The following is a 26,390-nucleotide window of genomic DNA, read 5'->3' on the forward strand; positions in this document are numbered from 1 at the left end:
ACATGGCAAAGAAGAAAGCGACTAGCCCGCTTACGCGGAATCAAAAACTGTTTCAAATGCCGCACCTGTACCCCGTCGACGCGAACAACCTCGACGTGGATGAGGCGATGAGCCGCTTGTTTATCTACTTGCGTACGGGCGGGCGGCTGATTCGGCGTTCTGACAAAGTTGTCTTCGACGCCAAGCTGTGTGAAGACGCGGAAACGCCTAAAGCTGTCCTTGAGGCTGTCCTCGAAGAAAACGGTCATCTGTTTGATGGTGTTGGCGACGACCGTCGCGATCTGCTTTCTTCGTGGCTAGAGTCGCACTTCGCGATCATGTCTCGTCGCGGTAAGTCGGCCGGTGGCGCGTACCGCATGGCTGGTCTTCGACCACTGCATTTTATGGTTATCAAACTGTTCAACCCCAATGTGAAGGGGCAAGACCGTCGTTTGAGCCAGTTCTTTTATAACGCACTCAAAGATGACCCAACGCTGACATCTGCTCCGGATTCGCTTATGCGTCAGTTCTTTGAGATTGGCGCTCGGCGACATGGGGACAATGACTATCGTGTCGACGAAAACGCACTGAAGCAGCTTGCCACGGATCACAAGCTCGACATCGAGTTGCTATTCCTTCTTCGGCTACTCCAGCCCTTTGATACCGACAAATACAGCACAAAGAAGGATGACCAGGTCGCCGACACCGAGTTTCTATGCCCTGAGCAGATTGACTTAATGAAACAGGATCTCAAGCTGCTGTTTCTCTATAAAGACTGCATCCCGCGCCGTGAACTCATCAATTACATGACCACCTTGATGGTGTTCCATGCGGCATTGTATTTCTACCAGATCGTTCGCATCGCCAACCACATGATCGAGCACGGCAAGCTGCCCGAGCCGCAAGGTGAACAGCCACAACCAGGTGACCCCCGCAGTCACGCACCCTTCACGCTAGACATTTTTTGCGACATGGCGGGAGGTCATCACGAACAAGTCGATTCAATTGCCAAGCAACGGTTTACCGAACATTTCAAAGACGTCGAGAAGTATTTCAAGTCAGCATATCTGATGAAGAAGTTGGAGGAGTTCGCGGGTGGATACCTAACTCCCGACCAGAAAAAGGGCGGCGGAAAGGCGTACATTGAGCTGTTGCTCAAGGGCTATCTGAATCACAAGGACATCGACGGTTACTTCGCTAGAGACATTCAAGCGATTCGTCAGGCAGGCTACGACGAAGAAAGCGGTGAGTTCAATCCCGACGTTGAACGGATCATCGCCATCTGCAACGGCCGCGGGCTGAATCGTCTGCAAACCTTCGTCGAGATTCTTTACCACTTCCAGTACAGCACGCTCCGAGAACAGCATCGCAAGCTGATTTCTGGGCTGTGCGGCAACGAGTTGGATCGAGGCTTCATGGCAGGCCGAGGGCGTGCTCGCCGGAAGTACGTGATCGGGAACGAACTGTTGGAAGTGTTGATTCAACTCGCAGCGCTGGAAAAACGCGAAAGCGACAACAAATGGCAAACGCGGCCGATGCCCATCCGCAAGTTCGTTGATTGGCTGGGTGGTCGCTACGGATTGCTAATCGACACGCTTGGTCCCAACGGAGAAGAGAGCGAGCAGAACAACCGTGCTCTGGCGGCCAACTACGAGGCACTCAAAACAAGGCTGCGGCAACTTGGATTCTTTACGGATTTGGCGGACGCCTCGAACTCCCAGGTGATTGAACCGCGGTTCCACATCGTCAGTGGTGAAATGGAAGATACGCTCTCCGGAGCTTGAAAGTGATACGTCTATGGCAAAGAAGAAGAAAGCAGTACGAAAGAAAAAGGGAGCGGACGCTATCCTGACTGCCGATCCGTCCGTTGACGATGGTGATCTGCCGGAAGGGCAAGCTGTCGACAGCGTGCAACTCGACGAAGGCCAGGTCGTCGATCTTGTCACCGGCGAGGTCGTCAAGCTCAACGATCTGGAGCTGATCATCCAAGAAGAGCAACGGAAGCTGCTTGAGGAGTTTGGCTACCCCGAAGAACAGAAGGCGGATCTCATTCGGCGTAAGTTTCGGGTTAGGCCGAAACAACTCAAGGCGAAAGCATTTCCGCTGGTCGTCTTGCGTTCCAACGGCGGTGATTCGGACGTCGACGATCAGGACCGCGTCTACATTCTGATGGACATCCAGAAGCCCAAGGTCAAAGCGGAAGACTCGAAGAAGGGAGCCGAGGGCCTTGCCGAGTTCCTTCGGGACACGCCCGGTGCGGAGTACGCGGTGTGGACCAACGGCACCGATCGTGTGGTGTATTGGAAGGAAACGGGGCGCATCAAGATTCGCACGCGGTTGATCAACGACATCCCGCGTTTCGGCCGTGGCCCCGAGGACTGTTTTGCGCCGGGCAAACAAGCGCTACGAGCTGCAAGCGGCCTTTCGCTCCGACAAGCCTTTCAGCGTTGCCACGATTATGTCTATGCCAATCGAGGCGGGTCGAACGAGACGATCTTCTGGGAGTTCCTCAAGATCGTCTTCGCCAAGATTCAAGATGAGCGTTGCATACAGAAGGCCGAATCAGAAGGAGCTGAGTACGAGCGCCGTTTTCGCATTGCCAGTCTGGAAGAACGGAACGACGCGGAGAAGTCGCAGCGAGTCAAAGATCGCGTGGAGGAACTTTACGCCGAAGTCCGGCAGCTTTATCCAGAGCTGTTTGCTCAGCAGGTTGAAGAAGTCGACCTCGCACCACGAATCCTGACTTACGTCGTTGCCCAACTGGCCGATTACGACTTCCTCAACTCGTCGGTCGATGTGAAGGGCGAAGCCTACGAAGCGATCGTGGGTAAGAACTTGCAGGGAACGAGGGGCGAGTTTTTCACGCCGCGTAACGCGGTGAAGATGGGCATCCGGATGCTGGATCCTGAGCCGGGCATGAAGTGCATCGACCCGGCTTGTGGAACAGGCGGATTCATCGTGGTCATACTCAATTACATGGCGGCGAAGATCGCCAGACGCATGGAGAGTGAGGGCAAAGATCCGAAAGCCAAGGACCTGAGTGAATACAACCACGAGCTGAAGCTCGCCTCCCAGCGCATCTTCGGCCTCGACATCAACCCTAACCTCGTTCGTGTCGCCCGCATGAACATGGTGATGAACAACGATGGTCAAGGCGGGATCACGCACTTGGGTTCGCTGGATCGGCCTGAGAGCTGGGAGTTCCCACCGGGTAAGACAAAGACTTACCAGTCGGATGGAAAATTCAAAGACGTTGATATTGCGAGTTACTTCCGTGACGAGTTGCAGGAGGGAACCTTCGACATTTGTGCGTCCAATCCTCCCTTTGGAACAAAAATCAAGATCGACTCGGAAGCGATCCTTTCCCAATACGATCTCGCCCGACGTTGGAGCTACGATGAAGAACGCGACCTTTGGTCCGCCACACCGGCACTCCAAGCAGGCGTGTCGCCGGAAATCCTATTCTTGGAGCGGTGCGTCAAGCTACTGAAGCCAGGCACAGGCCAGCTCTGCATCGTTCTTCCAGATGGACTTCTCGGCAATCCGGACGACGAGTACATCCGCGTTTGGCTGATGCGGCACTGTGAGGTACTCGCGCTGGTGGACATGCCGGTGGAACTCTTCCTTCCCAAGGTTGGGATGCAAACGCACCTCGTGTTTCTTCGTCGCAAGACTACGGATGAGATGAACGAAGAGAGTTTGGGTGGGGAGTTGAAAGATTACCCCATCTTCATGGCAATCGCGAAGAACGTCGGCAAGGATCGTCGCGACAATCAGATTTTCAAGCGAGACCGAGAGGGACGGATACTTGATCACTTCAGGAACGCGAACGGGCAAGATCTTCACGGAGCCTATTTGAAGGCGTCGGTTCTCGACTTTCTACCTTTCGTCGATCAATACGGACGCATGGTTGACGATGATCTGCCATTCATTGCCAAGGCGTACCACGACTTCTTGTCGGCAAAGGAGGAGGGAACGGTTGACTATGAGCGATGATTGCCGGTTTCAGTCAGCGTTTGCGACAGCCGAGGAGTTCTCTTCGATTGAAGTGTTCGCAGCAGCGTCGACGGAAGTGTATTCCGGAGCACATCGTCTAGACGGCGAGTACTATGGTGACGATGGTTATCGTGCAAAGCACTCGTTGGAGCGGTCCGGATTTCCACGCGGACAACTTCAAGATACGTCTGCTGTCTTTCAGCCGGGCCTTTGCGGCCCAAACAGCGAGTCTCAGGCTCACCGAGGAACTTCGCAGCGTTCGCCGCGAAGCCGTGGGGGTCGGACATACGTCGATGACAAGGAAACCGGCGTCCTGTTTCTTACTACCGCTGACATGCTTCAGGCCCGGTTCGATTCTCCTCGATACATCTCGCGAGTTTTGTCATCTTCCGTTTTGAGGATTCAGCCGGGGTGTATTCTCATCTCGGGTTCGGGCACCATTGGCAATACTGTCCTTGCGACTGACGATTTTTCCGATGCGTACGTCTCGCATGATGCCTTTAGAGTTACTCCCAATGATCACAGCGATTTGGGTATGCTCTACTGCTTCTTTCAAAGTAATGCTGGCCAGTTCTTGTTGACTCGGAACAAGTCCGGAGGTGTTGTAGAACACATTTACGAGCACGATCTCAATACGCTTGTTATTCCATTGCTGCCGCGGGCGTTTCGCAAAGAGCTTACCCGCCTGATCGACGAATCGTGTCACCTGCGAGTAAATGCTAACAAACTGATCGACGAGGCGATCGCCGATGTTCAGCATCAGTGCTACTTGCCAGACCTGAGCCATTTCATGTCTGGTCGCACGCCAGACGCGGAGCCGCTCACGTTCATCCACTCAGCCAAAGCGAGGCTTTTTCCAGAAGACGCACAGTTCGGCGAACGCCGGCTCGATGCGACCTACCATGAGCCAGCCGCTGTCGCCCTCGCCAAATACATCCTTTCGCACGACCGCGGTTGCCAACTCGGTCAAGTGCTGACGGCCGTACGAAACTCAACACTCCGAAAGCGGAACTATGTTGACGATCCGGAACTCGGCGTGGCGCTGATCGGTGGAAAGCAGCTCATGCAATGGCGTCCGCAGGGACTGAAATACCTTTCAAGCTCGCTCACCAGAAACCTTGAGAAAGAAACGGTAGAGAGCGGATGGACGATTGTGTCCTGTGGCGGAACTCTGGGGCGTTGCCAGTACATTCATCGCAACTTTGAAGGCTGGGCGATGTCCCAGGACGTAATGCGAATCATTCCCGATAAGGACAAGATCGCCCCAGGCTTCATCTATGCGTTCCTATCTTCCGCCTACGGTCAGACTCAGATTCACTGTCGAGGATATGGCTCTGTCATCCCGAGACTTCGTGACTTTCAGTTCAACACCATTGCCATTCCTGTTCCTGACGACCGGGGAGAGTCGATCCATGAAAAGATCGTTGCGGCATACGAAGCCCGGGGAGAAGCCCACGACCGTGAAGATGAGGCGTTCAGACTTTTTGATTCGGCAATCGAACGCGGCAGGGCTTATACCGAAGCTGAATGGGGATCGGAGTACTAACAAATGAGCACATCCACAGAGCTATTCCGACTCGACGATGCCGTCGTTGTTGACGAATACGTCGACGCCTTGTTCGGTGAACTGAAGTCGTTTCTCCAAGCGAAGAACCCTGGCCACTGCCAGCGGATCGACTACCTCCCGTGCGATGTGATGAATCGACTGGGACAGCGATTGGCCGACGACCCCGACTTGCAGTCCGCAAAGGTGGTCTGCCGTGTTGTGACCGACAAACCCGATCACGCGGACCATGAGCCGTGGGAAACGAGTGGCAGCGGTGCGGTCGCATTTCGAGAAGATGCAACCTATGGGCGTATCCGCGTGTTCTGCGCGCTGTTCCCGGCTGGAATCCGTCTGGCCGAGGAAGACTCGCTGAATATCGCCACCTTCAAGACCGACGACGCGGTTAGCTTCAACGTCCGCAAGTGCTTGGACACGCACGTTCGAGCGAAGGTCAATATGTTGCCGGAGGATGAGCGTAAGATCCTGGACGCCATTCTGAAGGAAGAGTCGGTCAGACAGTTGGACGTGCGACTGAAACTTCGCTACATCCTGTCCGTTCTCGGGCAGAAGGAAGCCAGCAATCAGCCCGTCAACTGGGAAACTGCTGGAGGGTACCTGTACGAACTACGCATGATTCCCGACTTCAAACTGGAATCGGAGAATCTTCCGGTGCAGCTTACACGCAACCAGATGTGTGCTGCGATCTTGAGTGACGGCGATAAGAGCTTGACCCAGAATCTGGATCGACTGGTCGCCGAAAAGGGGCTCGACGACGAAGAGCGGCGTCGGGACCTGGCTGTTTTTCTGTCTGACAAGGACACGATGCAACCGGACCAGTGGTTGCCGGATATCTGCCACGATGACACTGCTCGTGAAAAGTTGTCTTTCGACGAGTGGCATTTCAGCGAGCCGACAACTGGCGTCAGCATTGAGCTGAGCCCACTACAAAATCCCAATACGTCCAAGGTCGCCAAAGGCCTGATTTATCAAAACGGTGCGTTGGTCAATGACGGCAAGAAACCCATTCAGATTCGATGGACCGTCAAGCCGGTTGGCACAAAAGACGTCGGCGGCTATCGCATCTATGTTGTGCGCAACACGGAAGACGAAGGCGAGGTAGACGTTGTCACGCCCCAGGCACTGTCGGGCAAGCGCAAGTCGTTCATGGTGCCGATCGCCGACAACAATCTGGACGACGACGAGAAGTGCGTCGTGCGCCTCCGCATCCAGGCTCTGAACAAGAACGGGGTTCCGCTGCAAGATGCCAGTGACGAATCAGAAGAGTTCTGGATCGAGAACGGCGAGGAGATCACACCCCCACCGCCTGACCGCGGAAAACGCCTTCGTCATTTGAAAGAGGTGTCTTTCCGAGCGACTCACAAAACGGGCAAGGCTTACGATGTGCGCAGTCGTGGATGGGATGCCAAACGTGACTATATCTATGCCCTTCGACTCACCAACAACGACCGCGGTGATTTGGCACTGAATCCGCTGCTGCGAGACCTCGAACGCGAGATCCTGCTCAATCCAAACAACCTTGGCGTCTACGAGGCAAACATTGTTGGGAAGCGAACGGCGCAGCTTGCTGATTTCCACGAAATCGAACTGCCTGACTCGGTCAACACGATGGCGAACGACTTCTTCGAGGCAAGAAGTGCGTTCTTCACGGCCGTTCGCGAGCTGGAAGATGGAACGGGCGTCGTGGAGATTGCCGATCTCCACACGGTCATGGATGAGTCGTTGATCTACATTCAGAAGTATGTCGAACTGCTCAAAAAAGTTGCCGAAAAGGTTGGGAACGCCACGGGCCCGGGACAAATCAACAACATCCTGCACGATTACTCGGCAGTCATGCGGATCGACACCGTATTGATGAGGATTGGCCCCACAGAGTCCCCAATGCAGGTTCTCTTGCTCAGCCCCACACATCCCCTGCGGATTCTGTGGCTGTATCAGTACGAGACTTTCGTGGATCAGTGGATTCAGAAGATGACGGGCCGAAAGCCCGACGAGATCCAGCGGCTGATTTCCGAGGACAGCATCGACAAACTGATCAACCTGAACATCCCCAACGCGATCTCCTGGGAGCAAGGCCAGACTTTCATCAACACGGACAACCTGGATCTGTTCTGGAGTGTGTTGCCGAATGGAAACGTGAAGGACTTGCGGACGGCGGTGAACGCAGCCCGGCAAGCTGTGGGGGCCAGCCGACAAGAGGTCGTCGTTTCAACCGTCACGCCGAAGCAGATTGCCGACAAGATTGAGCGGTATCTCTGTCATCATCCCTACGTACGGTCGCTCAAGGTCAATGTGATCAATCCAGGCGACGGCGCGTTGTTGTTGGAAGCAATCAAGAGCTTGCTCGGCAAGCCGCTCTACGAGAACCTCAACTTTGACGTGAAGTTCTTCGCACCAAAGGATACACGGCACGAACTTGTTGGTGATGCGTTCGACGACTTTATGACACAGCGGCGTCCTGAAGAATGGACGTATGGTGGAACCTTGTCGGAGACGGAAGAGCGACTGCTGCAACCGAATGAAAACCCATTGTTTCCCAAGTTGGTTTACGCGAAACACTCCATCGCAGAGTTGTTGAACGACAATGGGGGGCGATTTGAGTCGCACTTGACATTCCTGATCGACTACTTTGGGACCAGTATCGCCACCCGACCTCACACGGAACTGATGGGAAGTTCCTCGCTGCACAACCTCCTCGCCGAGTATGTCACCGACTACTCGGCCGGTGCGGCAACGGCAACATGGTCACGCCTGATCGCACCCAACGAGTGCCCTGAGTTGGCGAGCGACGGAAACACAAAGCGATTGTTTCAATCGCACGACACGTTGTCCCATCTATCTGCGTGCTTCTACGACTGGGCGGACAGCCTTGAGAAGTACACCACGGTTCAGCTTGAGCTGACAGATTCTGGTGGAAGGCATCACCTCAAGTTGCTTCGGCAGGTTCATTTGATTTCGGACTGGGTCTTCACGATAGATCGCAACTTCGGCATCGAATACTACGACGATCCGAAGCGGCCAGCTGGCGGGGAATCGAAGGGCTATTTGATCGACTATACGCCAGAGTTCCTGGATGCCGTCGCTCATCGCCTAATCATCTCGACCTATCACCAGCAGGAGATTGAAAGCATATTGCGACACGGTTTTGCCAATCTGCTAACCACAGCGGACGGCGAGGAGCCGGTTATTGCCAGTCACACGATTGGACGCATCCTTCAAATCCTGAAGTCCGTCTCCGGGAAGCTCGCGCTGAAGTTGATCAACAACCCAAACCAGGCCCAAGAAGTCATCGGCTTGGCACTAACGAGACTGTCTCTTGAACGCGACGACCGACTTCGTGGTCGGGTTTTGATTCCGGTAGACAGCCACATTGACCTTTTCTACCAGAACAAAAAGGAACTTGAAAACAGCGAACTCACGCTGAAACGCAATGATCTAATGCTGGTCGAACTTGCGGGATCGAAAATGACCGTTGATCTGATCGAGGTCAAGAATCGCAAGCACTCCAGCCCGCAAGAGCTGCTCGATCTTCAAACGCAGATTTGCGAAAAGAACTCCAACACCGAACAGCATTTTCGCGCACACTTCGTGGGCTCTGGTGAAACGAAGCGTTTCGATTCCGACATCAAGAACAAAGAACTGGCGAATATCTTGCTGTTCTACTTCGATCGTGCCCGGCGATATGGTTTGTTTGAGACATCCGAGTTGGATGAAACGAGTAGCTCCACTCGAATCCAGGCTTTCTACAAGGGCATTGAGGCCGTCGAGGCTGGAGCGTGTGAAGTCTCATTTCGCCATGAAGGATTCATTTTCAATGGCTCCGCTCTGACGAACCAAGAAGATCGCGACATCAACAACAATGACATACACATCGTAGGCAGGGCTGGGATCAGCGAGTTCTTGGGTCTGGTTATCGACGAAGAAGAAGGGACGACGGATACATCAGGAGATGAACCTGGCGGCGATCCAGGAGACGGGACGGGACCTGGACCTGAGCCGGAACCGTCCCCCGGGGGAATCGGGGGGCAAACGGGTTCACCCGAACCCAGCCCTTCCGAAACTGACACGTCGGGTGATCCTGAAGTTGCCGTAGTGACAGAAGAAACCGGCACAGTGCCACCTGACGAACCAGCGGTCTCTGGGGAGACCAAAGCAACATCAGAAGAACCCACGCCTTCTACTGAGGGCAAGAAGGGTGTTAGCACTCCAGAAAATCCGAAGGACACTTTTGTTGCTTCCGGTGATCTTGGAGCCGCAGAGGTCAACATTCAACTCGGCAAGAACTGTGTCACCGGCCAGGAAGTCTATTGGAATCCGCAGACGAAGAAGCCGCGTCGTCTGACCAACCAGCATCTGCTCGTAGTAGGCAAGAGCGGGTCGGGTAAGAGCGAAACGACCAAAGCGCTCATCTGGGAACTCGATCGGCTTGGCGTCCCTTCGATCATCCTTGATTATCAGGGCGAGTACGCTTTTGGCGAGTTCGCCGAAGCTGTTGAACCACAGAAGTTCGACGTTATGAATGGCCTGCCGGTCAATCCGTTTGAACTTCCCTTTGATCCGATCGCCAATCGAAAACGTCCTCCGATCGAGATGATCTTTGGACTCGCGGACACATTGAACACCGTCTTCAGTGGTTCCGGGGATATCCAGCTTGGCATCCTTCGTGAGGCGATCGAAGCCTGTTACGTCCAAGCAGGGTTTGATTTTCACAATCCCGCGACGTGGGAACTTGAACCGCCCACGTTGGAAATGCTTGAGGCCGTACTTGATCACATGGCACAAGACCACGGCACGCAAGTTCGCAATCTTCAAATCCGCCTCCAACCGCTCTTCAAGAGTGGCATCTTCAAGCAACAGAACGCGGGTTACAGCTTCGACGAACTGTTTCAACGTACCAGCGTGATCCTTATGACATCGGGCATCAAAGACCTAATGCTCGCCGCCAGTAGGTTCATCCTGGAGAAGGTCTATTCCACGATGCTGATGCAAGGCGTCACCAAACAGCTTCGCGTGATGGTCGTCATCGACGAGGCACACAAGCTGTGTGGCGATGAGACGATTATCAGCTTGGTGAAGGAAGCGAGAAAATACGGCCTTGGGTTGATCCTTTCGTCTCAGGAAACACGTGACTTTCATGGCTCTGTCTTCGCGAATACGGGTACGCTCATCGCACTTGGACTGGAAGATGCCGACGCCACAGTGATGGCAAAGCACCTCGGGTTGACCGACAAGAAGCAGCAGACGGGTGCCAAGGAACTAATACTGAGCCAGTCGAGCGGCCAAGCTCTCGTCCGATCCCAGCATTTTCTGCCATACGCACAGGTGCAGATTCGGTCGTTTGAAGACCGGGTTGAAGATGCCGAGCCCGTTCCGAAGAAAAAACCGACAGGGCTGGGAACTCCATCGGGGAGCGATCCGAATCCGAATCCTCCTAAATCTTTTCATGGTTACAGGCTAGTCAAACCCCTCGATGTTGCAGGGATGTCAGAGGCGTATATCGCCGAAAAGACCGGAGATGGAAGCCAAGTCTTCCTAAAGCGAGTCCGCACACACTCAGCGGATAAAGCCGCCCTGGAACGCGAGGTGAGGATTTATGAGAAGTTGTTACGACTGCAACCCAAGTATGTCGCGTCCGTTCTGGACTACTTACGTGACGATGACTATGTAGCGATCGTGACCGAGTGTGCAGACGGCGGCGACCTTCAGACGTTTATCGAAAGCCAAACGCATGGACGCGGTCTCAGTCCGAGCGATGCTAAGGCCATCGCTCTCAACCTAGCGATGGCCTTGCAGGAGCTTCACGATAACGAAGTTGTCCACCGTGACTTGAAGCCTCGCAATGTGCTGTGCTTCGGTGGTACGTGGAAACTAGCTGACTTTGGCATCGCCAAAAACCTCGGTCGGCTTGGTACTCTCAAGACGTTTCAGCAGCATGGTACCCGCGGCTATGCCGCACCAGAACAGTTCCAGGGGGTGGCCGCTCATCCTAGTGCTGACGTGTATTCTTTTGGAAAGATACTTATTTTCTTGCTAACCGGGCAAACTGATGTAGATTTTGTCCCCTACAGTGATTGGAGCCGAATCGCCAAGTTATGCATATCGGCGAGCCCGCAGAATCGACTTTCGATTGAAGCCGTCGTTGACGAGCTTAATTCGATTGTTACCTAGTAGTCTAGTAAAGATAGGATCATGTCCAGAATAGTCCTGCCGTGCATGGGAATTCGGAGTTGGCCGAGCTGAGTACATTAAGTGTGACTCGTAGAGGACTTGCAGGACGGAACCGGAGTCGTCGTTACGCTGACAGACGGACCGTCACCGACGCGCGGTCTGCCGTGGTTGCCGTGTAACACCTGGCACGAAGAGGGGGCGTAGAGCGTGGCGGTTCGAGAAACTCGCTCGCCAATCGCACAATCTGCTCATCTTGCATATCTGACCGGACAAACCACCCCCGCCAGCGGAAAATGCACCACCGTCCCCGCGACACAAACGCCCAACTCGCCCAGAATCTCTGCGTACGCTTGAAGTTGTCCGCTGTAGGTTTGCGCCTTGGCAGCGCACTGCTCGCGACGAATGGGAGCGCTCTTGTGATCGACGACAATCGCCTCGCCATTGGTCGTTTCCAGCACGAGGTCGATGGCGCCGACCCACTGTCCTCCGTCAGCACGTGGCGCTGACACCGGCATCTCACTGTGCCAGGTTGCCCCGGGATACTGCGCCTCAACCCAATCAGAGAACGCGTCGCCCTGCTTAACCAGTGCGTCCGCTGTCAAAAGATGGCTTACCCCAAAACCTGCGAGACAACGCGTTGCGACCGTCATCTTGACTTCATGGCTCGCCTCGATGAGCGAAGGCAACGCGGCGAAGTACGTGTGGACTGCCTCTCCGATTGCTGCGAAATAATTCTCTGAGGCTCCCAACGGGAAACTTGGATGCTCAGAAATCACCACCGCATCAAACATCGCCGCCGTCGCTGGCGCCGCTTCGCTCGGCCAATGGTATCGCTCAACGTGTTCGGTTGCATTCACCTCTGGTGCCGCTGCGAACCACCGCTCCTGCTCCTTGCGCGATACCTTGCACGCACCGACTAGACTGGCGTCGAGCGTACGCACCAGCAGCGTCGTATCGACGCCATCGATGGGGTGTTCGCCCGCGGCTAGCCCAGGAGGCAAGAGCCGGTCGACGTCGGGAAGCTGGTCGAGCCATCCGCACTTCCCATCACGGTGCGCGAGCACCAGCTTGTTGCGGGCCCTGCTGAAGCCCACGTACAGCAGGCGCAACGATTCGTCGGCCTCGGACCTGCTTTTGGACGCCCCCTCGGCGGAAGCGAGTGCGCCTTGCTGCAAGCCACTGCCCGACACCCGTTTACCGTAGGGTCCGTCGGAGACGCCGAACGGCCAACTCCAATACCGTACCGACCGTCCGTGCAGCGGATCGTCTGGGTCGATGCCGTCGGCAACGACGGATGGCGACCACATGTCCGCGTCTCGGGAGTAATCGAGCCCGGTTAGCACCACCGCGGGCCACTCCAGCCCCTTGGCCGTGTGATAGGTCAACAGCGTCACCGCATCATGACCCAAGGGAGCATGACGCAAGTCGGCCCCGTCCGCAGCAAGGCCTTCTAAGTAAAGAATCAAACCCGTCAGCGTTGCCGCCCGACCCTCGTCGACCGCCAAGCGTTCATACTCCGTCGCATGCGCCAGCAGCGAATCGAGGTGGCCGCTGCGTCGGGATGGATCGCCCCATTTTGCGATGCGCTCCGCAGCCCCAACCGCCTCGATGACGCGCTGCATGGTTACCGTGGGCGGTAGCGTTCTGGCGTCGATGTACTCTAAGGGCTGCAAGCGAGCATCCTCGTCCCAAGGCGGACGATACGCATCTTTATTGCCACTTGCCTTGTTGTTTTGCACCTCGGTCAAACGCTCGCTGAACCACTGCGGCGTTTCAACATCGGGATCTTCCAGCAGGTGCAATAGCGTGGCGGCCGCCAATGAGTCACCCCGGTCGGCAACCAGCCGCAGTCCGGCAAGCACCATCGCTCCCTCGCGAGTAGCCAACAAGCCAGGGCTTTCCAGCAGGTAAGGAATTCCCAATTCATCAAGGGCTGCCGCTAATTGGCTGACTTGCAGATTGGTGCGAGCCAGGACCGCGATATCGCGATAAGCGATGCCCTCGGTGTGGAGTTGGGCAATCCCGCAGCCAACCGCGAGCGCTTCGTCCGTGACATTCCCCGCGTCGACCAACCACCGCTCGATGCCCTTCGGCTCCGCGCTTCGCTGGGGTTCTTGTCGTGCATCCTCTCCCAGCACGGGCCCGAAGATGTCGCCAATCAATTGCACCAAACCGCATTGGGCTCGATAGTTGTTGGGCAGGCTTTCCCGCTTGGAGTCCTCGGCGCTGTCCCACACGGTGTTGACCAAGGCGGGGTCGGCATGGCGGAATCCGTAAATCGCCTGCTTCGGATCACCCACCCATCGACTGCGCGGGGTGACCTCGCGCAAGCGTTGGAAAATCGCCAACTGCAGTGGGTTGGTGTCTTGAAATTCGTCGACCAACACCAAGTCGTAGTCCGACTGCAAGCTCGCTGCGAGCTGCTCGTTTTCGAGCAGGTCCAGCAGGAGCACCTCCAGATCGGTAAAGTCAACTAGGCCCCGCTCCTGCTTGTAACGGAGGTACCGCTCGCCAAGCTCTATTGTTTTTGCTCCGAGCTGCGCCGCCAGCGACTTGACGTCAACGTGCAGCTCTGGGTTGGCTCGCACGCGCGACGTTTCCGTGCGAAGGTTGTCCAATAATCCGTCCGACTTTTTCGCTGCTTCAATTTTGCCAGCAAGAAGGTGACTCTGCCATGCTTGCGCTCGCCGCGCGACCAGCCGCTGGAGTTTGCGGACCGCCTCCTGCGTCTTCTTGGTCGTATCGTCACCAGCGCCTTCGATTTGTCGCAAAGCGTCATCGACCAGATTATACAATTGGTCGAAACTCACGCCTGTCGCCTCTGGCGTTGCCGCTAGCAACTGACAGAGCCTGCCGGCGCTCGCGGCGAGCTGCTTCTGGAAGTCGGCGTTGCTGATGCGATTTCCCCGCTGCAGGGCAAGCAGCGACAGGATGAGTTTCGGTATGTCCTGCATCGCGAGTCGGTCGGCCACTTCGTAAACGTCGTCCCAGCCTTCGGCCGCTTCGCCCAGCAAGTTGTTGAGTGCTCGATCGCTACCCTCGTCGTCGAGCACGGTCAGCTGGGGCGACAGGCCCATGGCGATGGCCTGCCGCGTAATCAGTTGGTGCGCGACGCTATGCACCGTGCCGATGGCGGCTAGCTCCAAGCGGTCGGCCCAGGCATGAGCGGTCTGCGGATCGACGCCGTCGCTTTCCAGCAACCGCGCCTGCACCCGCCCTTTCAGCTGCACCGCTGCTTTCCGCGTGAAAGTGGTTGCCAGAATGCGTGCCGGATCGAGCCCCGCTTTCACCGCCTCGGCAACGACTTGGCAGAGGTCGGTCGTCTTGCCCGAACCTGCCCCTGCCCGCACGACTTCCAGAGCGCCACTCATGTCAGCCTCCTGACTCCGCACAGCGCCTGGTAGTCACAGTAGCGGCAGACCTCTTGCAGGTCGCCCACTTTCAGATTCCTGGCTAGCACCAGGTCCGTTCCGTCCGGCCAATCTTCTTGCGATTGCAGCGGGCGAGCCGGTATCGAGTTCGCACCGGAAAGCCAATCCTCCGCCTGGTTCATGGCAGCGACCAGCTGATCCCAAACAGCCTGAATCGCTGGACCGGGCACTTCCGTGCAGGAGGTGTGATTGGTGAGCGCACTGCCGCTGGGCGTGAACAGCTGTCCGTCGGCCAGGATGAGGTACGCCACCGCGGGGTACCTGCCGCCCGCTTGCTGAGACCGAGCGTGGGCGTAGGTCGCCAGCTGCACGGCGCGGCCGTCCGCGAGCAAGCTGCGATATTTTTCCCGACCCGCGTACTTGAAATCGACCACCGCCTCTTCGCCGTCTTGCCGCTCCGCCAGGCAATCGATCCAACCACTGAGGTCTTTGCCCGTGGCGGTTGCCTCTACCTCCGCTTCAATACCAACGATGCGATAGCCGCCTGCAGTTAACGCCGCAACCAACGTCCGTGCCGCACTCGAAAGCTCCTCCTGCAAACGCCGCCGCTGGCTTGCCATTCTTGGTTGCGCCAGCGGCGCAGCGTCAAGCGGCAGCCGCTCGTCAAACGCCGCGCGCACCCGCCTGACCGCTATCGTCTCCGAGGGGAGTTCGCCTCCGTCGCCAAACACCCGCTCCAACACGCTGTGGCAGAACGACCCCTTGAGCAGGAAGTTGCTCGGCAAATCCGCGATCGCGCTGTGCTTAAGGTTACCCTGGTAACGCAGCGTCCACTTCAACGGACAAGCTAGTCGAGTCTGCATCTCTGTCGCCGACGTGCGTGTGCGATCTTCAAGAGCGCCCCCCGCCTGCCACAACGGCCGCTCGCTGGGAGCAGCCTCCACCGCGTGTTGCGTGAGCTCTACATCAAACGGTTGTAAGGCCTGAAGACTCCCCAACGCCACCAGATCCTCTAATCTCTGTGGTTCCGGGTCTGGTCGCAGGGCGTTGCGAATCGCCAGCCAAACGGGGTGCCATCGACGCGTTGTGTCAGCCGGGACCAATACCGCAAGCAGGTTTTCCTTCACGCAGCAAAGCCCATTCACTTCCGCCAGTCGCGTGGCGGTCACTCGACGGCTGCCGTCGTCCAGAGCCACGCCGCATTCCGTGAGCGCTGCGCGGTCCGCCTGAGACCAGTGCGGCGACGGAGCGTCCGCCGTTCCCAGGCCCAACCACACGAGCCGCTGACACGCTGCATCGATCTCGGCTAAAGAACGGACGCGGACCGGCCCCATCGCCGTTTCCTCAGCCACGGCCGCTGGCACGCCGCCGCCCAATGTCTCTTCAAACAGGCGGCCCAACTGCGGCTCGCTGACTTCGACCCCTTGCGCCTCGACCAATTCGCCCAAAAGCGCCGCGTGGCCGGCAGCCGCGTCTAACCCGGCGACCAATTCGACCTGCTGTTCATCTTCGCGCAACTTGGCTGCTAAGCCGCTGGCCCATTGCGCCACCAAACTACAACACATGCGCACCTCCGCCGTTGGGGCAGACTGACCTCGCGCTGTCCGTGGCGCGAGCAGCCAGGCGTCCAGTCGCTCGCGGAGTTTCCCGTCCGGATCGCGCTGGGCGCTGGTCACCTCCGCCAGCGTACGCTCCCAGGCGTCACTCCCCAGGCCCGGCTGCTGCGCGAGACTCTCCGCCAATCGGTAGGCCGCCCGCCGCGGGATCGGCCCAATCGGCAAAGTGAGCAAGTCGAGCAGCACCTGTGGATCGACCGGTTCCCACAAGAGCGCCAACTGCAATGGCAACAGCTGCATCACCGGGTGCGCAGGCGTCGTCGATGTCGCGCCCATGGTCGGAAGTCCATACCGCATCAAGCATGCATCCAGCCGCAGAGCGAGCGCGTCGTCTTCACAGTAGATGAACGTCTCGGGCAACCGCTCCGGCTCCTTCGCCAACACACGGACAACCCATTCGCAGGCCGCCGTTTCGCTTCGTGTGGAGACGAACCGCAACGACTCGTCGGGGGTTATGTCTGCGTGCCCGCTGCCACGAACGATCTCTTGCGCAATGCGAAGCGCTGTTTTCTGCTCAGCCTGCGGCAAGGTCGCCGCGGCGGATTCACATGACAGTCGTTTTAACACTGCCTGCCAAGCCGCCGGCCAGTCTTCCACGGGATCAGCCAGGCAGCACTGATGCAGAGGGAGCTTTTGACCGGCGTCGAGCGCGTGCTCAATCCGCGCGAGTCGTTCCGCTTCTCCCAGGTTAGACCATGCATCGACACGCGCTGCGGCCAAGTCTGCGACCAGCTGCGGAAGCCCTGTCGAGTGCTCTTCGTTCCAGCCAGCCAGTCGCAACTCGTCGCGGAGCTCAAGCAATCGGGTCGCGGTCGCCCAGCGATCCGAGCTTAAGCTCTCCTCGAAGAGTCCGCCTCCGCACTGGTCTAGCGCGGCGACGTACTGCGTCACGCGTGCCGACCTGTTGACCGGCGCACGTCGCAAACCGAGCTGGGTCTCCAGCCAAGCCAACAGCGTTTCTGGTCCGCCGTAGAGCTTGTTGAGACGTTGTGCGCCCACACGCGGCCGCAGCAAGCCGGGTACCAGTCGAATGAAAAGTTGCGTAGCGGAAAGCATCTTATTCTCCAGTGTGGCGGTCGATTATCGCAGATCGAGCCACCAGCGAGAAGCGCGCGCTTGGACGCCGCTTGCAATGAGTAACTACACCCTCGCCGACAGTCCGTGCTCCGGGCAAAACCTGGCGGCGAATGCCAAGATGCTACTGCGCTTCCCCTCAAAAGAATCACGCGTAGCGTAAAAAGAGTTCTTAGGAAGGGTTTCTTTCTTTTCGTTCCGGTTTTGGGAAGCCGCTGTTCCGGAATTTGGCATACGCACACTCGGAGTACTCGCCCTTGAGCGTTCCGGTGCATGGTAGTTCACCGAGATCTTCGATCCATCGACGAACATTCTCCCGTAACGCGAGGTTTCAACCATGGGGCGCCACACCAAAGCAATCAGCTTCTGATTCCTGAGAAGTCGTAGAGAAGCGACAATCACATCATGACAGAGGCCTGTCAGCTTGCGAACAGTTCGTACCGACAGTCGGCAGTATCGTTCGCTTCGCACCAGGCACTTGCGCCGCGAACGCTGGGGCATCCTCCGCAGGAAGTAACACAGGGCGGTTACCATCTCAGAGACCTCTAAAGCGCCCCTGGCCGCTGACCTGACGAACTTCCTGGGAAGTTTCACACGGTAGGCCTCCTTCTGCGGCTGATGCTCAGCAAGCGCCTTCACAAGCCGCTCGTTGGCGGCGTCTTGCTGACCAATGGTCATGCGCTTCTTCTGTTTGCGATGCTTGTTCAGCACCACGTCGACTGGCGCCATGCCCCGGCTTTCGCGGTGTTCTAGCTTCGCAAAGAACAGCCGCAACTCGTTCTTGCCGATCGCCCGCTGCTTTCTTGCCTCAATAAGTGCAGGTACGTCGTTAGTGCGGCAGTAGCCGCCGTCGAATTCTCGCTTGGTTTTCATAAGCCTCCTCGCTTAGTTAGCGCGTACGCTCTGCCTAACATTGGGCAAACCCGTCCTGTGCGACCTGGATCGTTTGACAGTTGACTATGCGTGAAGAATCCTGCTACTGTCGGCTTGGGGAAACCAGAACAGCCGGTTCTAACGCATCAGCCCGTCGGGCCTGCTTGTTTGATCGGCGGCGAGCGCTGTTAATTCATCATTCACTCCCTCCCAGGGCGACGATGGAAATCGCCTCCGCTGGTAAGATACTCTGAATCACCGTAGCAAGGATTGCCGGGGCCTGTCACCAACAGAAATCAATGACTGGCTCGCAGCCTGGACCAAGCATTGTTTCCAGCGGTTAGCATCTACGCCACAGTGGGGCAACAATGAACAACCGCCTGCTGGAATACAGATTCGAATTTCGAGATACAGAACGTGCTGAGTGCTGTGGGCGAATAAAGCTGATCGCCGCCGAGCGGCGATCAGCGGAACCTTTACGCGAGAGCCAGTTGCTCCGCGAAACCTATTAGAACCACGGGCCGACCCGACTCGCAGGTAGAGTATTCTACGCGGAGCGTGCAAAACGCCTCTTCCTGGTCATCGGTTGGCAAGAAAGCTTGGAACGTGTACGCGTTGCGGCCCGACGTGCGGGCCTGCTGCAGGGCGTAGCTCGCCATCCAGAGTATGTCTCGGCCGCGACTGGTGACGGTTTGCCACCGCTTGGCCCATGGCGAAATGCGAACCAGCACCCGCCACAGGTCGGCGGTCAGCATGGCGTTGACGCGGCCGGTTGACTGGCTGAAGCCCATCTCGGCTCGCACCCAACTGGTGACATTGACCAGTTCTCCCTGGTCCGCCAATTGGCGGTAGGCATCGGCGTACACGTTAGGGGTGAAGGATGTTTGTTCGAGCTGGATGTCGGCTGATGTCTTCGGCGTAAGTTTCATGGCGTCGTGCCTCCGTTTGAGTCTCTTCGCTCATCGGGAATCGGCCCCAGTGGGCCGCCGCCAAGGCGAGGAGTGGTTTGCGTTCGCCCTCCGGCCTCACGCAAACCGCTCCGATGTTGGCGGCAGGATGCTGGCGGCAGACCGCCTGTGGGTGTAGACCCCTCGGAGGCTCGCGACCAACAAAGGCGAGTGGGGCGAAGCGACCGCAGCGATGCGAATAGCAAGCTCCCTCCGGTTGCTTCGCCGTCCGCTCGCTCGCCGGGGTAGAAGGCCTGCGGCCCGCTGGAGCGACCCCGACGAGCGACCGGCCGACGAAGGCGAACTCAGCCAAGCCACAGGCTGCTATGCAACAGCAGGGCGACGGGCTGCATAACGCTTGGTGACTCCAGAGGCCGTGGATTGCCCGCTGGCATCCCGGCCGTTCTTTCTCACTCGCGGCTTGAGCAGAAGCGTGCCCCGAGCCTGGTTGCGTGCTGCACCGCAGCTCGCGACGAGGTTCGGCGGCGTACCCTACCTCGCATAAAGGTTTTTTGTGCACCTGCCCGTCGGGCAGTCTTCTTTCACCCCTTCCGAAAGGATGTTCTTCCATGACCAACTTGATGGCCGCGAGCACGGAACTATTCCATCGCTCGCCGGACGAACGGTTTGACTCCCTGGAATCTTTGGCCGCTCACGTCAAACATGAGCAGGCCGTTTCCCGCGAGCACTGGGAACAGCACGTGGAGCCCGAGTCCATCGACGGAGAGACCCTTGGACTTCGCCTGGAAGACGGTTCCCTGCAGTACCTCAATGACTGGAGCTTTGGGCAGCTCTGTCGGCATTGCCGACTGCCCAAGGACACCATCAATCGGCTCTCGCCCGCGACTGCCACGCAGGTGGTTCGCGAGACGTTGCCACGCAGCGGCCGCAAGCCGCTGCAAATCTACAGCGTCGGCCACCAGGCCCATGCTATCCACGGCACGAGTTACACCCGGCTCTACAACGCTGAGTTACTCGACGCCGTGCGTGATTCGGCCTGCGGATTCACTCCGCCGCCAGTCGGCTTTAACGGAGCCACCGGGCTCTACGCAGGAGAGCAGGACATGTTCTGCTTTCTCATCGACGACGACGGCTGGATTGATATTCGCGGGGAGCAATTCGCTCCTGGCTTTTTTGTGTGGAACTCGGAGGTCGGCCGCCGCTCGGTCGGCCTCACCACGTTCTGGTTCCAGGCGGTGTGTCAGAATCACATCGTTTGGGACACGACCGACGTGGTCGAGTTCACGCGAAAGCACACGGCGAACGTCCACGAATCACTCGCCGTGGTTCGCCGGATGATTGGCGACTTGGCCCGCAGGCGTGACGAACGTCGCGATGGCTTCGCCAAGATGGTGAGCCAAGCGATGGACGCCCGCGTCGGCGACACCGACGAGGCGACCACACTGCTTGCCAAGCACGGCTTTGCTGGGAAGCTCGCCCAACAGGCGGTCGAGCTGGCAGAGCTGCGGGACTCGATGAACGTGTTCGGGCTCGTGGACGCCCTGACGCGTATCGCTGGCAAACTAGAGTTTGCCGGTGACCGGTTGGAGCTGGACACGAAAGCGGCAGGGCTATTAGCCCTGGCCGCTTGATGCGTTCGGTTCGATTGTTTTTCTGTTTGGTTTACTAGCTCTTGAAAGGAGCAACTATCATGGCTAAGCAACCAGTCTTTGAAGTTCGTTTGGGCCGCATCAAGGCGGTCGTGTGGGAGAACGAGACCGAGAAAGGGACGCGTCACAACGTCCAGGTCTCGCGGCTCTACAAGGAAGGCGACGAGTGGAAGAGTTCGTCCAGTTTTGGGCGGGACGATTTGCCGCTGGTGGGCAAGGTCTGCGACCTGGCCCATAGTCGCCTTTACGGCGAAGCGGCCTAGCGGTTCTTCAATCGGCCGCTAAGGTTCCCTGCGAGGTTGTCCGGTACGCCGTCAATCTCGCATTTGAAAAGAGCGACAGCGCTATCATTCTTGGCGTTTCGTGCCTCATGATGAGAGACGAGCCGTTTGTTCGGCGACGCCACTCCGCACCGACGCATTTTACACCCAGGAGCCATCCATTCGATGCAGGATGTATTGGTTGACTACGAACACTTGGAGAATTTGCTCGTGGGCTATCCCTACCCACTCCTGTACGTCTCCGCGTGCGGACCTCATCAACAAGGATTCGGCCCCGCCGATTCACGCGTTGAATTACGTGGTGTGCACTCCGTGCCACATAGCCAGATTTCACCGGACGGCTCGTTCGAGGAACTAATTCACCGCTCCATCTACTACAAGAATGGCAGGGTCGACATAGTAACCCTGGATATTGAAGTTTTTAACCGCATGCTGCTTGGAGGTGACAGTCGGGCCTTAGAAGATTTATACTCCCCGTTGATTGTTGTTACCTCTGCCGTCCATTCACTACTGAAAGCGGCTGCCACGCACTACGTCTCTTGCACTCATTTCGACGATTACCAAAAGCGTGTGCAGCACTGGAAAGGTGTATGCTTTGCCGACGGAGCGGCAGCACCGACTCACGCACTGCTACAAGTGTACCGAATCCTGCTGACAGCCGTTCGCTTTCTCAGAACAGGGGACGTGGAAACGAATCTCCTTGCTCTCGTCCGAACGGCAAATCTTAGCCATTTAGAAAGCATGCTAGATGGTGATCGCTTTGAGAAGGAATTCGGTCGGCATCCTGTATGCGACCCGGGATTTCACAAACACCAAATCAGCCAGCTCGAAGCAGAACTTGAGTCCGCAATGTCGAATGCGACCTTATCGGAGTCGCAGTCCGACGAAGGGGTGTTCGGCCAGATGTTAACCTTCTCAAGATTCTATCTTCCCTCTTCCTCGAACGGTACTGACCAATGAGGCCGTCCGCATCGATGGTAGATCGCAATCGCAGCAGAGCATTCATTCACTCAAACAATCAATTGGTCGCTGCTATATCGACCACGTTCTGCACTAGTTTGGACGTGGGTCGACCAGATAGCGAGGGAAGAGTGAATGGCCTTTCTGGACTCTCGCCCCTGGGACCAGTTGTCCCCATCTTGACCATGATTGGAGGTCGCCCACTCCGGTATCTGCCAATGCTTCTGTGTAGTGCGAGCAGTCAAGCCATCTCCAGAACCGTTCACAAGCATCTGGGATAAATGGCCACAGCATGACGGATGCAATTCTAAGTGCTTCTGCGCTCTCGTAAAGAACCGAACCAACCTGCGGTAGTAAGGAGGCGTCCTTCGCCATACGGAACGGTTGCGTCCGTTCAATGTGGGCATCTACTTCCCTTATGCCAAACAACGCTGCTTCACCTGCTCGTCCCAGCTCAAGGTCATTAAACTGGCGGATGTAGTCCGCCACCCACTCCGACGCCGCAAAGGTAGGTTTCTCCGTGTGGACGTTCACCAAACATTCCGGCAAATGGCCATCGAAATACTTCAAGATCATGTTGACGACCCGGGAGCAGGAGTTACCGAATGTATTCGCCAAGTCCGTGTTATAGACCTCCATGAAGAGACTAGGGCTGAAAGCGCTGTCGGAGACCCCAAGCGGACCGCGGGTGGCTAGAAAATAGCGGAGTGCGTCCAGGCCAAACTCATTGACATAGCCGTGGAGCGCTTCTGGATCGAGAAAATTGGCAAGCGACTTGCTCATTTTTTGCCCCGACGCGCTAACCCAATAGCTGTGGGCATACACTTGTTGCGGTAGATTGACCCATTCGTATCCGGGGCATTTTCTAAGTGCCAGCAAGAGGGCAGGCCAAATCGCTGCGTGGAACCATAGAATATCTTTCGCAATGAAATGCACCGCCCCAGCCTGCCAGTAGTGACGACGATCATTTGTATCAACATAAGTGAGGTAGTTGAACAGCGCATCGATCCACACGTAGATCGTTTGCGCTGGGTCACCAGGAACAGGTATCCCCCAACCGCCAGACCCTGTGCGGCTAATGGGGATGTCCTCCATCTCCTTTATGCGGTTTACCACCTCGTTTTGGCGTGCCTGGGGTTGGACGAAGGGACGTTGCCTTCGGATGCGGTCGTCATAAAACCCAAGTAACGGTTCGCGGTAGGACGCGAGCTTGAAGAAGTAGTTTCTTTCGGCCTTGCGAACCAGCGGTTTCCCGTTCACTTCGGATTTGTAGTCGTTTTGGTGAGCCTTGCTTTCGGTGACGTACTCCTCCTGCCCCGTGTCGTACCAACCTTCATACTCCCCCTGGTAAACATCGCCAGATTCAAGCAGTGCCTCCACATACTGTGACACTCGCTGCTTGTGCCTCGCGCCGCTCGTGCGGACAAAGTCGTTGTTCGTCATCTCAAGGCGGTCAAACACTTCACAAAATGCACCGGCATTCTGATCAGCCCACTGCTGTGCTGACAGTCCTCGCTCCGCTGCCCGGTCTGCTACTTTCGACGCGTGCTCATCGACGCCAGTAAGAAAGAAGGTATCGGTGCCCTTCAAGCGGTAATAGCGCGCAACCACGTCGGCGAGCATCGTGGTGTAAACGTGCCCCAAATGTGGCCGATCATTCACGTAATAGATCGGAGTTGTGACGTAGAACGGAGTTGCGCTGGCCATGTCGAAATTGTACCGAGAAGTGCCCTCGGACTCAAAGTCTGATGATGACCCCCAGGAAGTCATCCGTGAAACAACAAGACGCCCCCGAATTTCGCACTCTCGGCTGCCGATAAATCCGATTGCGATCTGCTAGTTGGTCAGGTCGAGAAAACCTTTACGATTTTCCGCCGATGCCGCACGACACGTTTCGCGTCCAGCGGCCTGCGGCCCCGCTGCCGCCGCACGCGATTGACCACTCGGACGATATTGAGCACCTGCTTTCGTACCGGAGCGTAGGGCTCGTAGGGGAACTGGTAGAGCTGGGCAGCCAGTCGCTCAGCAGTCGAACGCTGAGCGAACTCCTCGAAGTAAGCCAGCCAATCGAGATAGACTGGCCGAGTCACCTGCACGCGACTCCGAAAGCGACTATCGCGAAGGGCTTGCTTGCCCATTTCCTTGCGTAGGTAATCACCATGCTTGCAGCCAATCGAATATCCGGCGAACTGAATCGCCACTTCGCGAGCGTCGCGAACTTGCTGTCCCTCATCGGCGAAAAAGTGATGCTTACCATGCGTGGCAAGCAGTACGAAGTAGTACTCGTGTCGCAGGTAGTGCATGCTGGCTGTACCTGTTTTCTTGCGTCGGCAACGCGTTGCACGCGACACAGCGATGTCGTACTTGTCGATAAGCTTGGCGTCGACGTCGCGTGGATCTTTGTCGGGCGGAATCTGGCCGGTGACGTAGAACCAGTACCCGTGGGGCAAGTAATTGCAGGCAAGCTGCTGCACGAATCCAATTTCGGAACTTGCTTCACAGCGGTATTTGGCTTTGCTTCGCACTACAGCCTAGAAATAAAATGGGGCCAGTTTTAAAGGGTCGACCCCGGACCCCGGATTTGCGGAGGGGTAGTGAGGTTAGTTGGATACGGCCCAATTGCTACCCGCCCACGATGAGCATCAGACACTATTCGCAATTAGCGGGAAGTATGCTTCAGAAGAAATGAGGGCGTACGATGCCCGCCCTCAAGGCATCTGCATTCGCGGCAAACCTTCGCTGCTTGGGTATCATCGCTTCGTGCGACGACGCCCGGCAGCAAAGTCCAATCAAAAACCAGGAGAACCTTCGGTAAAACCTTCAGTTCGAACCTAGTTGCAGGAAGCGACGCCTGGCGACGTTGCTATCTGTTTTCCAGATAGCACGTCGCCAATTCCATTGGCGTTCCGCTTCCTACGGATGCCGCCCGGCTGGGACGTTGCTCCCGCAACGCCCAGTCGGACCGCATCCCGTCAAATCAATGAAACGCCCTGAGCTGTGAGCGTCAGGACGTTCGACGCTTTCAGTCGAAAAGCCAGTCGGCCCTTTCGTCCTGCAATGTGCCCGGCACCACCCGTTAGCACGCAGACGGCGTCGTGACTGCCTTGCCACGACTCCGCCGACCGAGCGAATCCTCGCTCGGTCGCTCCTACTCAGGCCCCACTCCCCCACTGCGGCGTTTGAATCACCCAGGCGACCAGGCCCAGGCACCGGGAACCAATCCGGCGGCCACAGTGGTTCCTGCGTTAGTTCGACATGTCACTACCAAGTTCACGTGGCTAGTGGGCTGATGGGCCCACGCTCCATTGGTCGTATGTCCAGCCTCCCGGCACGGCATACTTTCCGTACGCAACAAATGCGTACGATTTCAGAGGACAGAAAACAGAAGCTTCCTCTTACCGACCAACCAACGGACTTCACCGGCGAGCGACTCCAACCGTCGCCCGCACATTTCGGCATCGTCTCCTTGGCAGCTTACCGACAAGCCCTCGCGGGCCTTTCATGGTTGAGCTTTTCACGTTCGCAGACTTGCTGCGATACCCGGATGCGGTCGGCATCCGGCTCGGCCTGTCGCCAGGCACGAGGCTCCCCACGTCGGCCAGAGTTGAACGGAGTCGCCTGAGGCGACTCGCGAACCCCTCGGGAGGATTTGGTCGCTTTGCGACCTCACCTGCTTCACATCGAACGGCTCTGATTGCAGCCAGCGCAAACAGAGTCTGTCCGCATCGCCCGGATTCCTACCGGAACGAACTATCGAGTCGAACGACGGGATTACTCAGTACAAACTCACAACTGCGATACAAAGGCAGCAGTGAGCACAAACAACTGGATTACTCCGCCGAGCCCTCGTTGAGCTGGACAAGCCATTCTCATGGCATCCAGCTCGACCGGCACAACTCTTAGCGGGCGGTTAACTCCGCTCCCTTGGTCGAATGGTGAGTTCGACGTAAA

At 57.1% G+C, this 26,390-nt stretch carries 14 protein-coding genes; 7 read left to right on the forward strand and 7 right to left on the reverse strand.

Translation table 11 applies throughout. The annotated features are described in order from the left end of the window. Window positions 1-2 precede the first annotated feature (2 nt). The 3 genes from mads7 to NG895_RS02010 are packed head-to-tail and all read left to right on the forward strand — an operon-like array spanning window position 3 to window position 5,521. Entirely contained in the window at window positions 3-1,763 is a 1,761-nt protein-coding gene (mads7, locus tag NG895_RS02000; protein ID WP_252850765.1) for a methylation-associated defense system protein MAD7, read from the forward strand. Between the two features lie 13 nt (window positions 1,764-1,776). Beyond that, a complete protein-coding gene (locus NG895_RS02005) occupies window positions 1,777-3,975 on the forward strand; it encodes a type I restriction-modification system subunit M (RefSeq protein WP_252850766.1) in 2,199 nt (732 codons plus the stop codon). Then, on the forward strand, window positions 3,965-5,521 hold the full coding sequence (locus NG895_RS02010) for a restriction endonuclease subunit S (protein WP_252850767.1): 1,557 nt from the start codon (window positions 3,965-3,967) through the stop codon (window positions 5,519-5,521). Before NG895_RS02005 ends, NG895_RS02010 begins: the two co-directional genes overlap by 11 nt. A gap of 21 nt (window positions 5,522-5,542) precedes the next feature. Here the strand turns inward: NG895_RS02010 and NG895_RS02015 are convergent, their stop codons facing one another. After that, on the reverse strand, window positions 5,543-5,959 hold the full coding sequence (locus NG895_RS02015; protein WP_252850768.1) for a hypothetical protein: 417 nt from the start codon (window positions 5,957-5,959) through the stop codon (window positions 5,543-5,545). Between the two features lie 87 nt (window positions 5,960-6,046). Between NG895_RS02015 and NG895_RS02020 the strand changes: the two genes are divergently transcribed. After that, the gene (locus NG895_RS02020; RefSeq protein ID WP_252850769.1) at window positions 6,047-11,707 is read left to right on the forward strand and encodes a protein kinase domain-containing protein; all 5,661 of its coding nucleotides are present in this window, start codon (window positions 6,047-6,049) and stop codon (window positions 11,705-11,707) included. A 248-nt stretch (window positions 11,708-11,955) separates the two neighbouring features. Here NG895_RS02020 and NG895_RS02025 read toward each other — a convergent pair whose 3' ends face one another. From NG895_RS02025 to NG895_RS02040, 4 genes are all read right to left on the reverse strand, one after another. Beyond that, window positions 11,956-15,078 (reverse strand): UvrD-helicase domain-containing protein, encoded by a 3,123-nt coding sequence (locus NG895_RS02025; RefSeq protein WP_252850770.1) that lies wholly within the window; start codon window positions 15,076-15,078, stop codon window positions 11,956-11,958. Then, window positions 15,075-17,750, reverse strand: a complete 2,676-nt coding sequence (locus NG895_RS02030) for a PD-(D/E)XK nuclease family protein (protein ID WP_252850771.1) — start codon at window positions 17,748-17,750, stop codon at window positions 15,075-15,077. Before NG895_RS02030 ends, NG895_RS02025 begins: the two co-directional genes overlap by 4 nt. 84 nt (window positions 17,751-17,834) lie before the next feature. After that, window positions 17,835-18,641, reverse strand: coding sequence for a hypothetical protein (locus tag NG895_RS02035; RefSeq protein ID WP_252850772.1), 807 nt, complete (start codon window positions 18,639-18,641; stop codon window positions 17,835-17,837). Window positions 18,642-19,117: 476 nt separating this feature from the next. Beyond that, the gene (locus NG895_RS02040) at window positions 19,118-19,570 is read right to left on the reverse strand and encodes a hypothetical protein (protein WP_252850773.1); all 453 of its coding nucleotides are present in this window, start codon (window positions 19,568-19,570) and stop codon (window positions 19,118-19,120) included. A 587-nt stretch (window positions 19,571-20,157) separates the two neighbouring features. On the opposite strand from NG895_RS02040, the gene NG895_RS02045 reads away from it, so the two are divergent. The 3 genes from NG895_RS02045 to NG895_RS02055 all read left to right on the forward strand — a co-directional run bounded on the left by NG895_RS02045 (window position 20,158) and on the right by NG895_RS02055 (window position 22,439). Then, complete coding sequence (locus NG895_RS02045) at window positions 20,158-21,180, forward strand: DUF932 domain-containing protein (protein ID WP_252850774.1); 1,023 nt, start codon at window positions 20,158-20,160, stop codon at window positions 21,178-21,180. Window positions 21,181-21,239: 59 nt separating this feature from the next. Further along, a complete protein-coding gene (locus NG895_RS02050) occupies window positions 21,240-21,461 on the forward strand; it encodes a hypothetical protein (RefSeq protein ID WP_252850775.1) in 222 nt (73 codons plus the stop codon). Between the two features lie 183 nt (window positions 21,462-21,644). Then, window positions 21,645-22,439 carry a DNA polymerase beta superfamily protein gene (locus tag NG895_RS02055; protein ID WP_252850776.1) on the forward strand — a complete coding sequence of 265 codons (795 nt, stop codon included), beginning with the start codon at window positions 21,645-21,647 and terminating at the stop codon, window positions 22,437-22,439. A 93-nt stretch (window positions 22,440-22,532) separates the two neighbouring features. Here the strand turns inward: NG895_RS02055 and metG are convergent, their stop codons facing one another. Further along, the gene (gene metG, locus NG895_RS02060) at window positions 22,533-24,146 is read right to left on the reverse strand and encodes a methionine--tRNA ligase (protein ID WP_252850777.1); all 1,614 of its coding nucleotides are present in this window, start codon (window positions 24,144-24,146) and stop codon (window positions 22,533-22,535) included. Window positions 24,147-24,283: 137 nt separating this feature from the next. Next, window positions 24,284-24,913, reverse strand: a complete 630-nt coding sequence (locus tag NG895_RS02065) for a hypothetical protein (protein ID WP_252850778.1) — start codon at window positions 24,911-24,913, stop codon at window positions 24,284-24,286. Window positions 24,914-26,390 lie beyond the last annotated feature (1,477 nt).

Origin of the sequence: Aeoliella straminimaris, assembly GCF_024054565.1 — a bacterium.
Lineage (GTDB): Bacteria > Planctomycetota > Planctomycetia > Pirellulales > Lacipirellulaceae > Aeoliella > Aeoliella straminimaris.

Coding starts and splice junctions, on each gene's coding strand:
- metG (WP_252850777.1), bottom strand. CDS start 24,146: ATGGCCAGCGCAACTCCGTTCTACGTCACAACTCCGATCTATTACGTG.
- NG895_RS02050 (WP_252850775.1), top strand. CDS start 21,240: ATGGCTAAGCAACCAGTCTTTGAAGTTCGTTTGGGCCGCATCAAGGCG.
- NG895_RS02035 (WP_252850772.1), bottom strand. CDS start 18,641: ATGAAAACCAAGCGAGAATTCGACGGCGGCTACTGCCGCACTAACGAC.
- NG895_RS02045 (WP_252850774.1), top strand. CDS start 20,158: ATGACCAACTTGATGGCCGCGAGCACGGAACTATTCCATCGCTCGCCG.
- NG895_RS02005 (WP_252850766.1), top strand. CDS start 1,777: ATGGCAAAGAAGAAGAAAGCAGTACGAAAGAAAAAGGGAGCGGACGCT.
- NG895_RS02040 (WP_252850773.1), bottom strand. CDS start 19,570: ATGAAACTTACGCCGAAGACATCAGCCGACATCCAGCTCGAACAAACA.
- NG895_RS02055 (WP_252850776.1), top strand. CDS start 21,645: ATGCAGGATGTATTGGTTGACTACGAACACTTGGAGAATTTGCTCGTG.
- NG895_RS02030 (WP_252850771.1), bottom strand. CDS start 17,750: ATGCTTTCCGCTACGCAACTTTTCATTCGACTGGTACCCGGCTTGCTG.
- NG895_RS02010 (WP_252850767.1), top strand. CDS start 3,965: ATGAGCGATGATTGCCGGTTTCAGTCAGCGTTTGCGACAGCCGAGGAG.
- mads7 (WP_252850765.1), top strand. CDS start 3: ATGGCAAAGAAGAAAGCGACTAGCCCGCTTACGCGGAATCAAAAACTG.
- NG895_RS02025 (WP_252850770.1), bottom strand. CDS start 15,078: ATGAGTGGCGCTCTGGAAGTCGTGCGGGCAGGGGCAGGTTCGGGCAAG.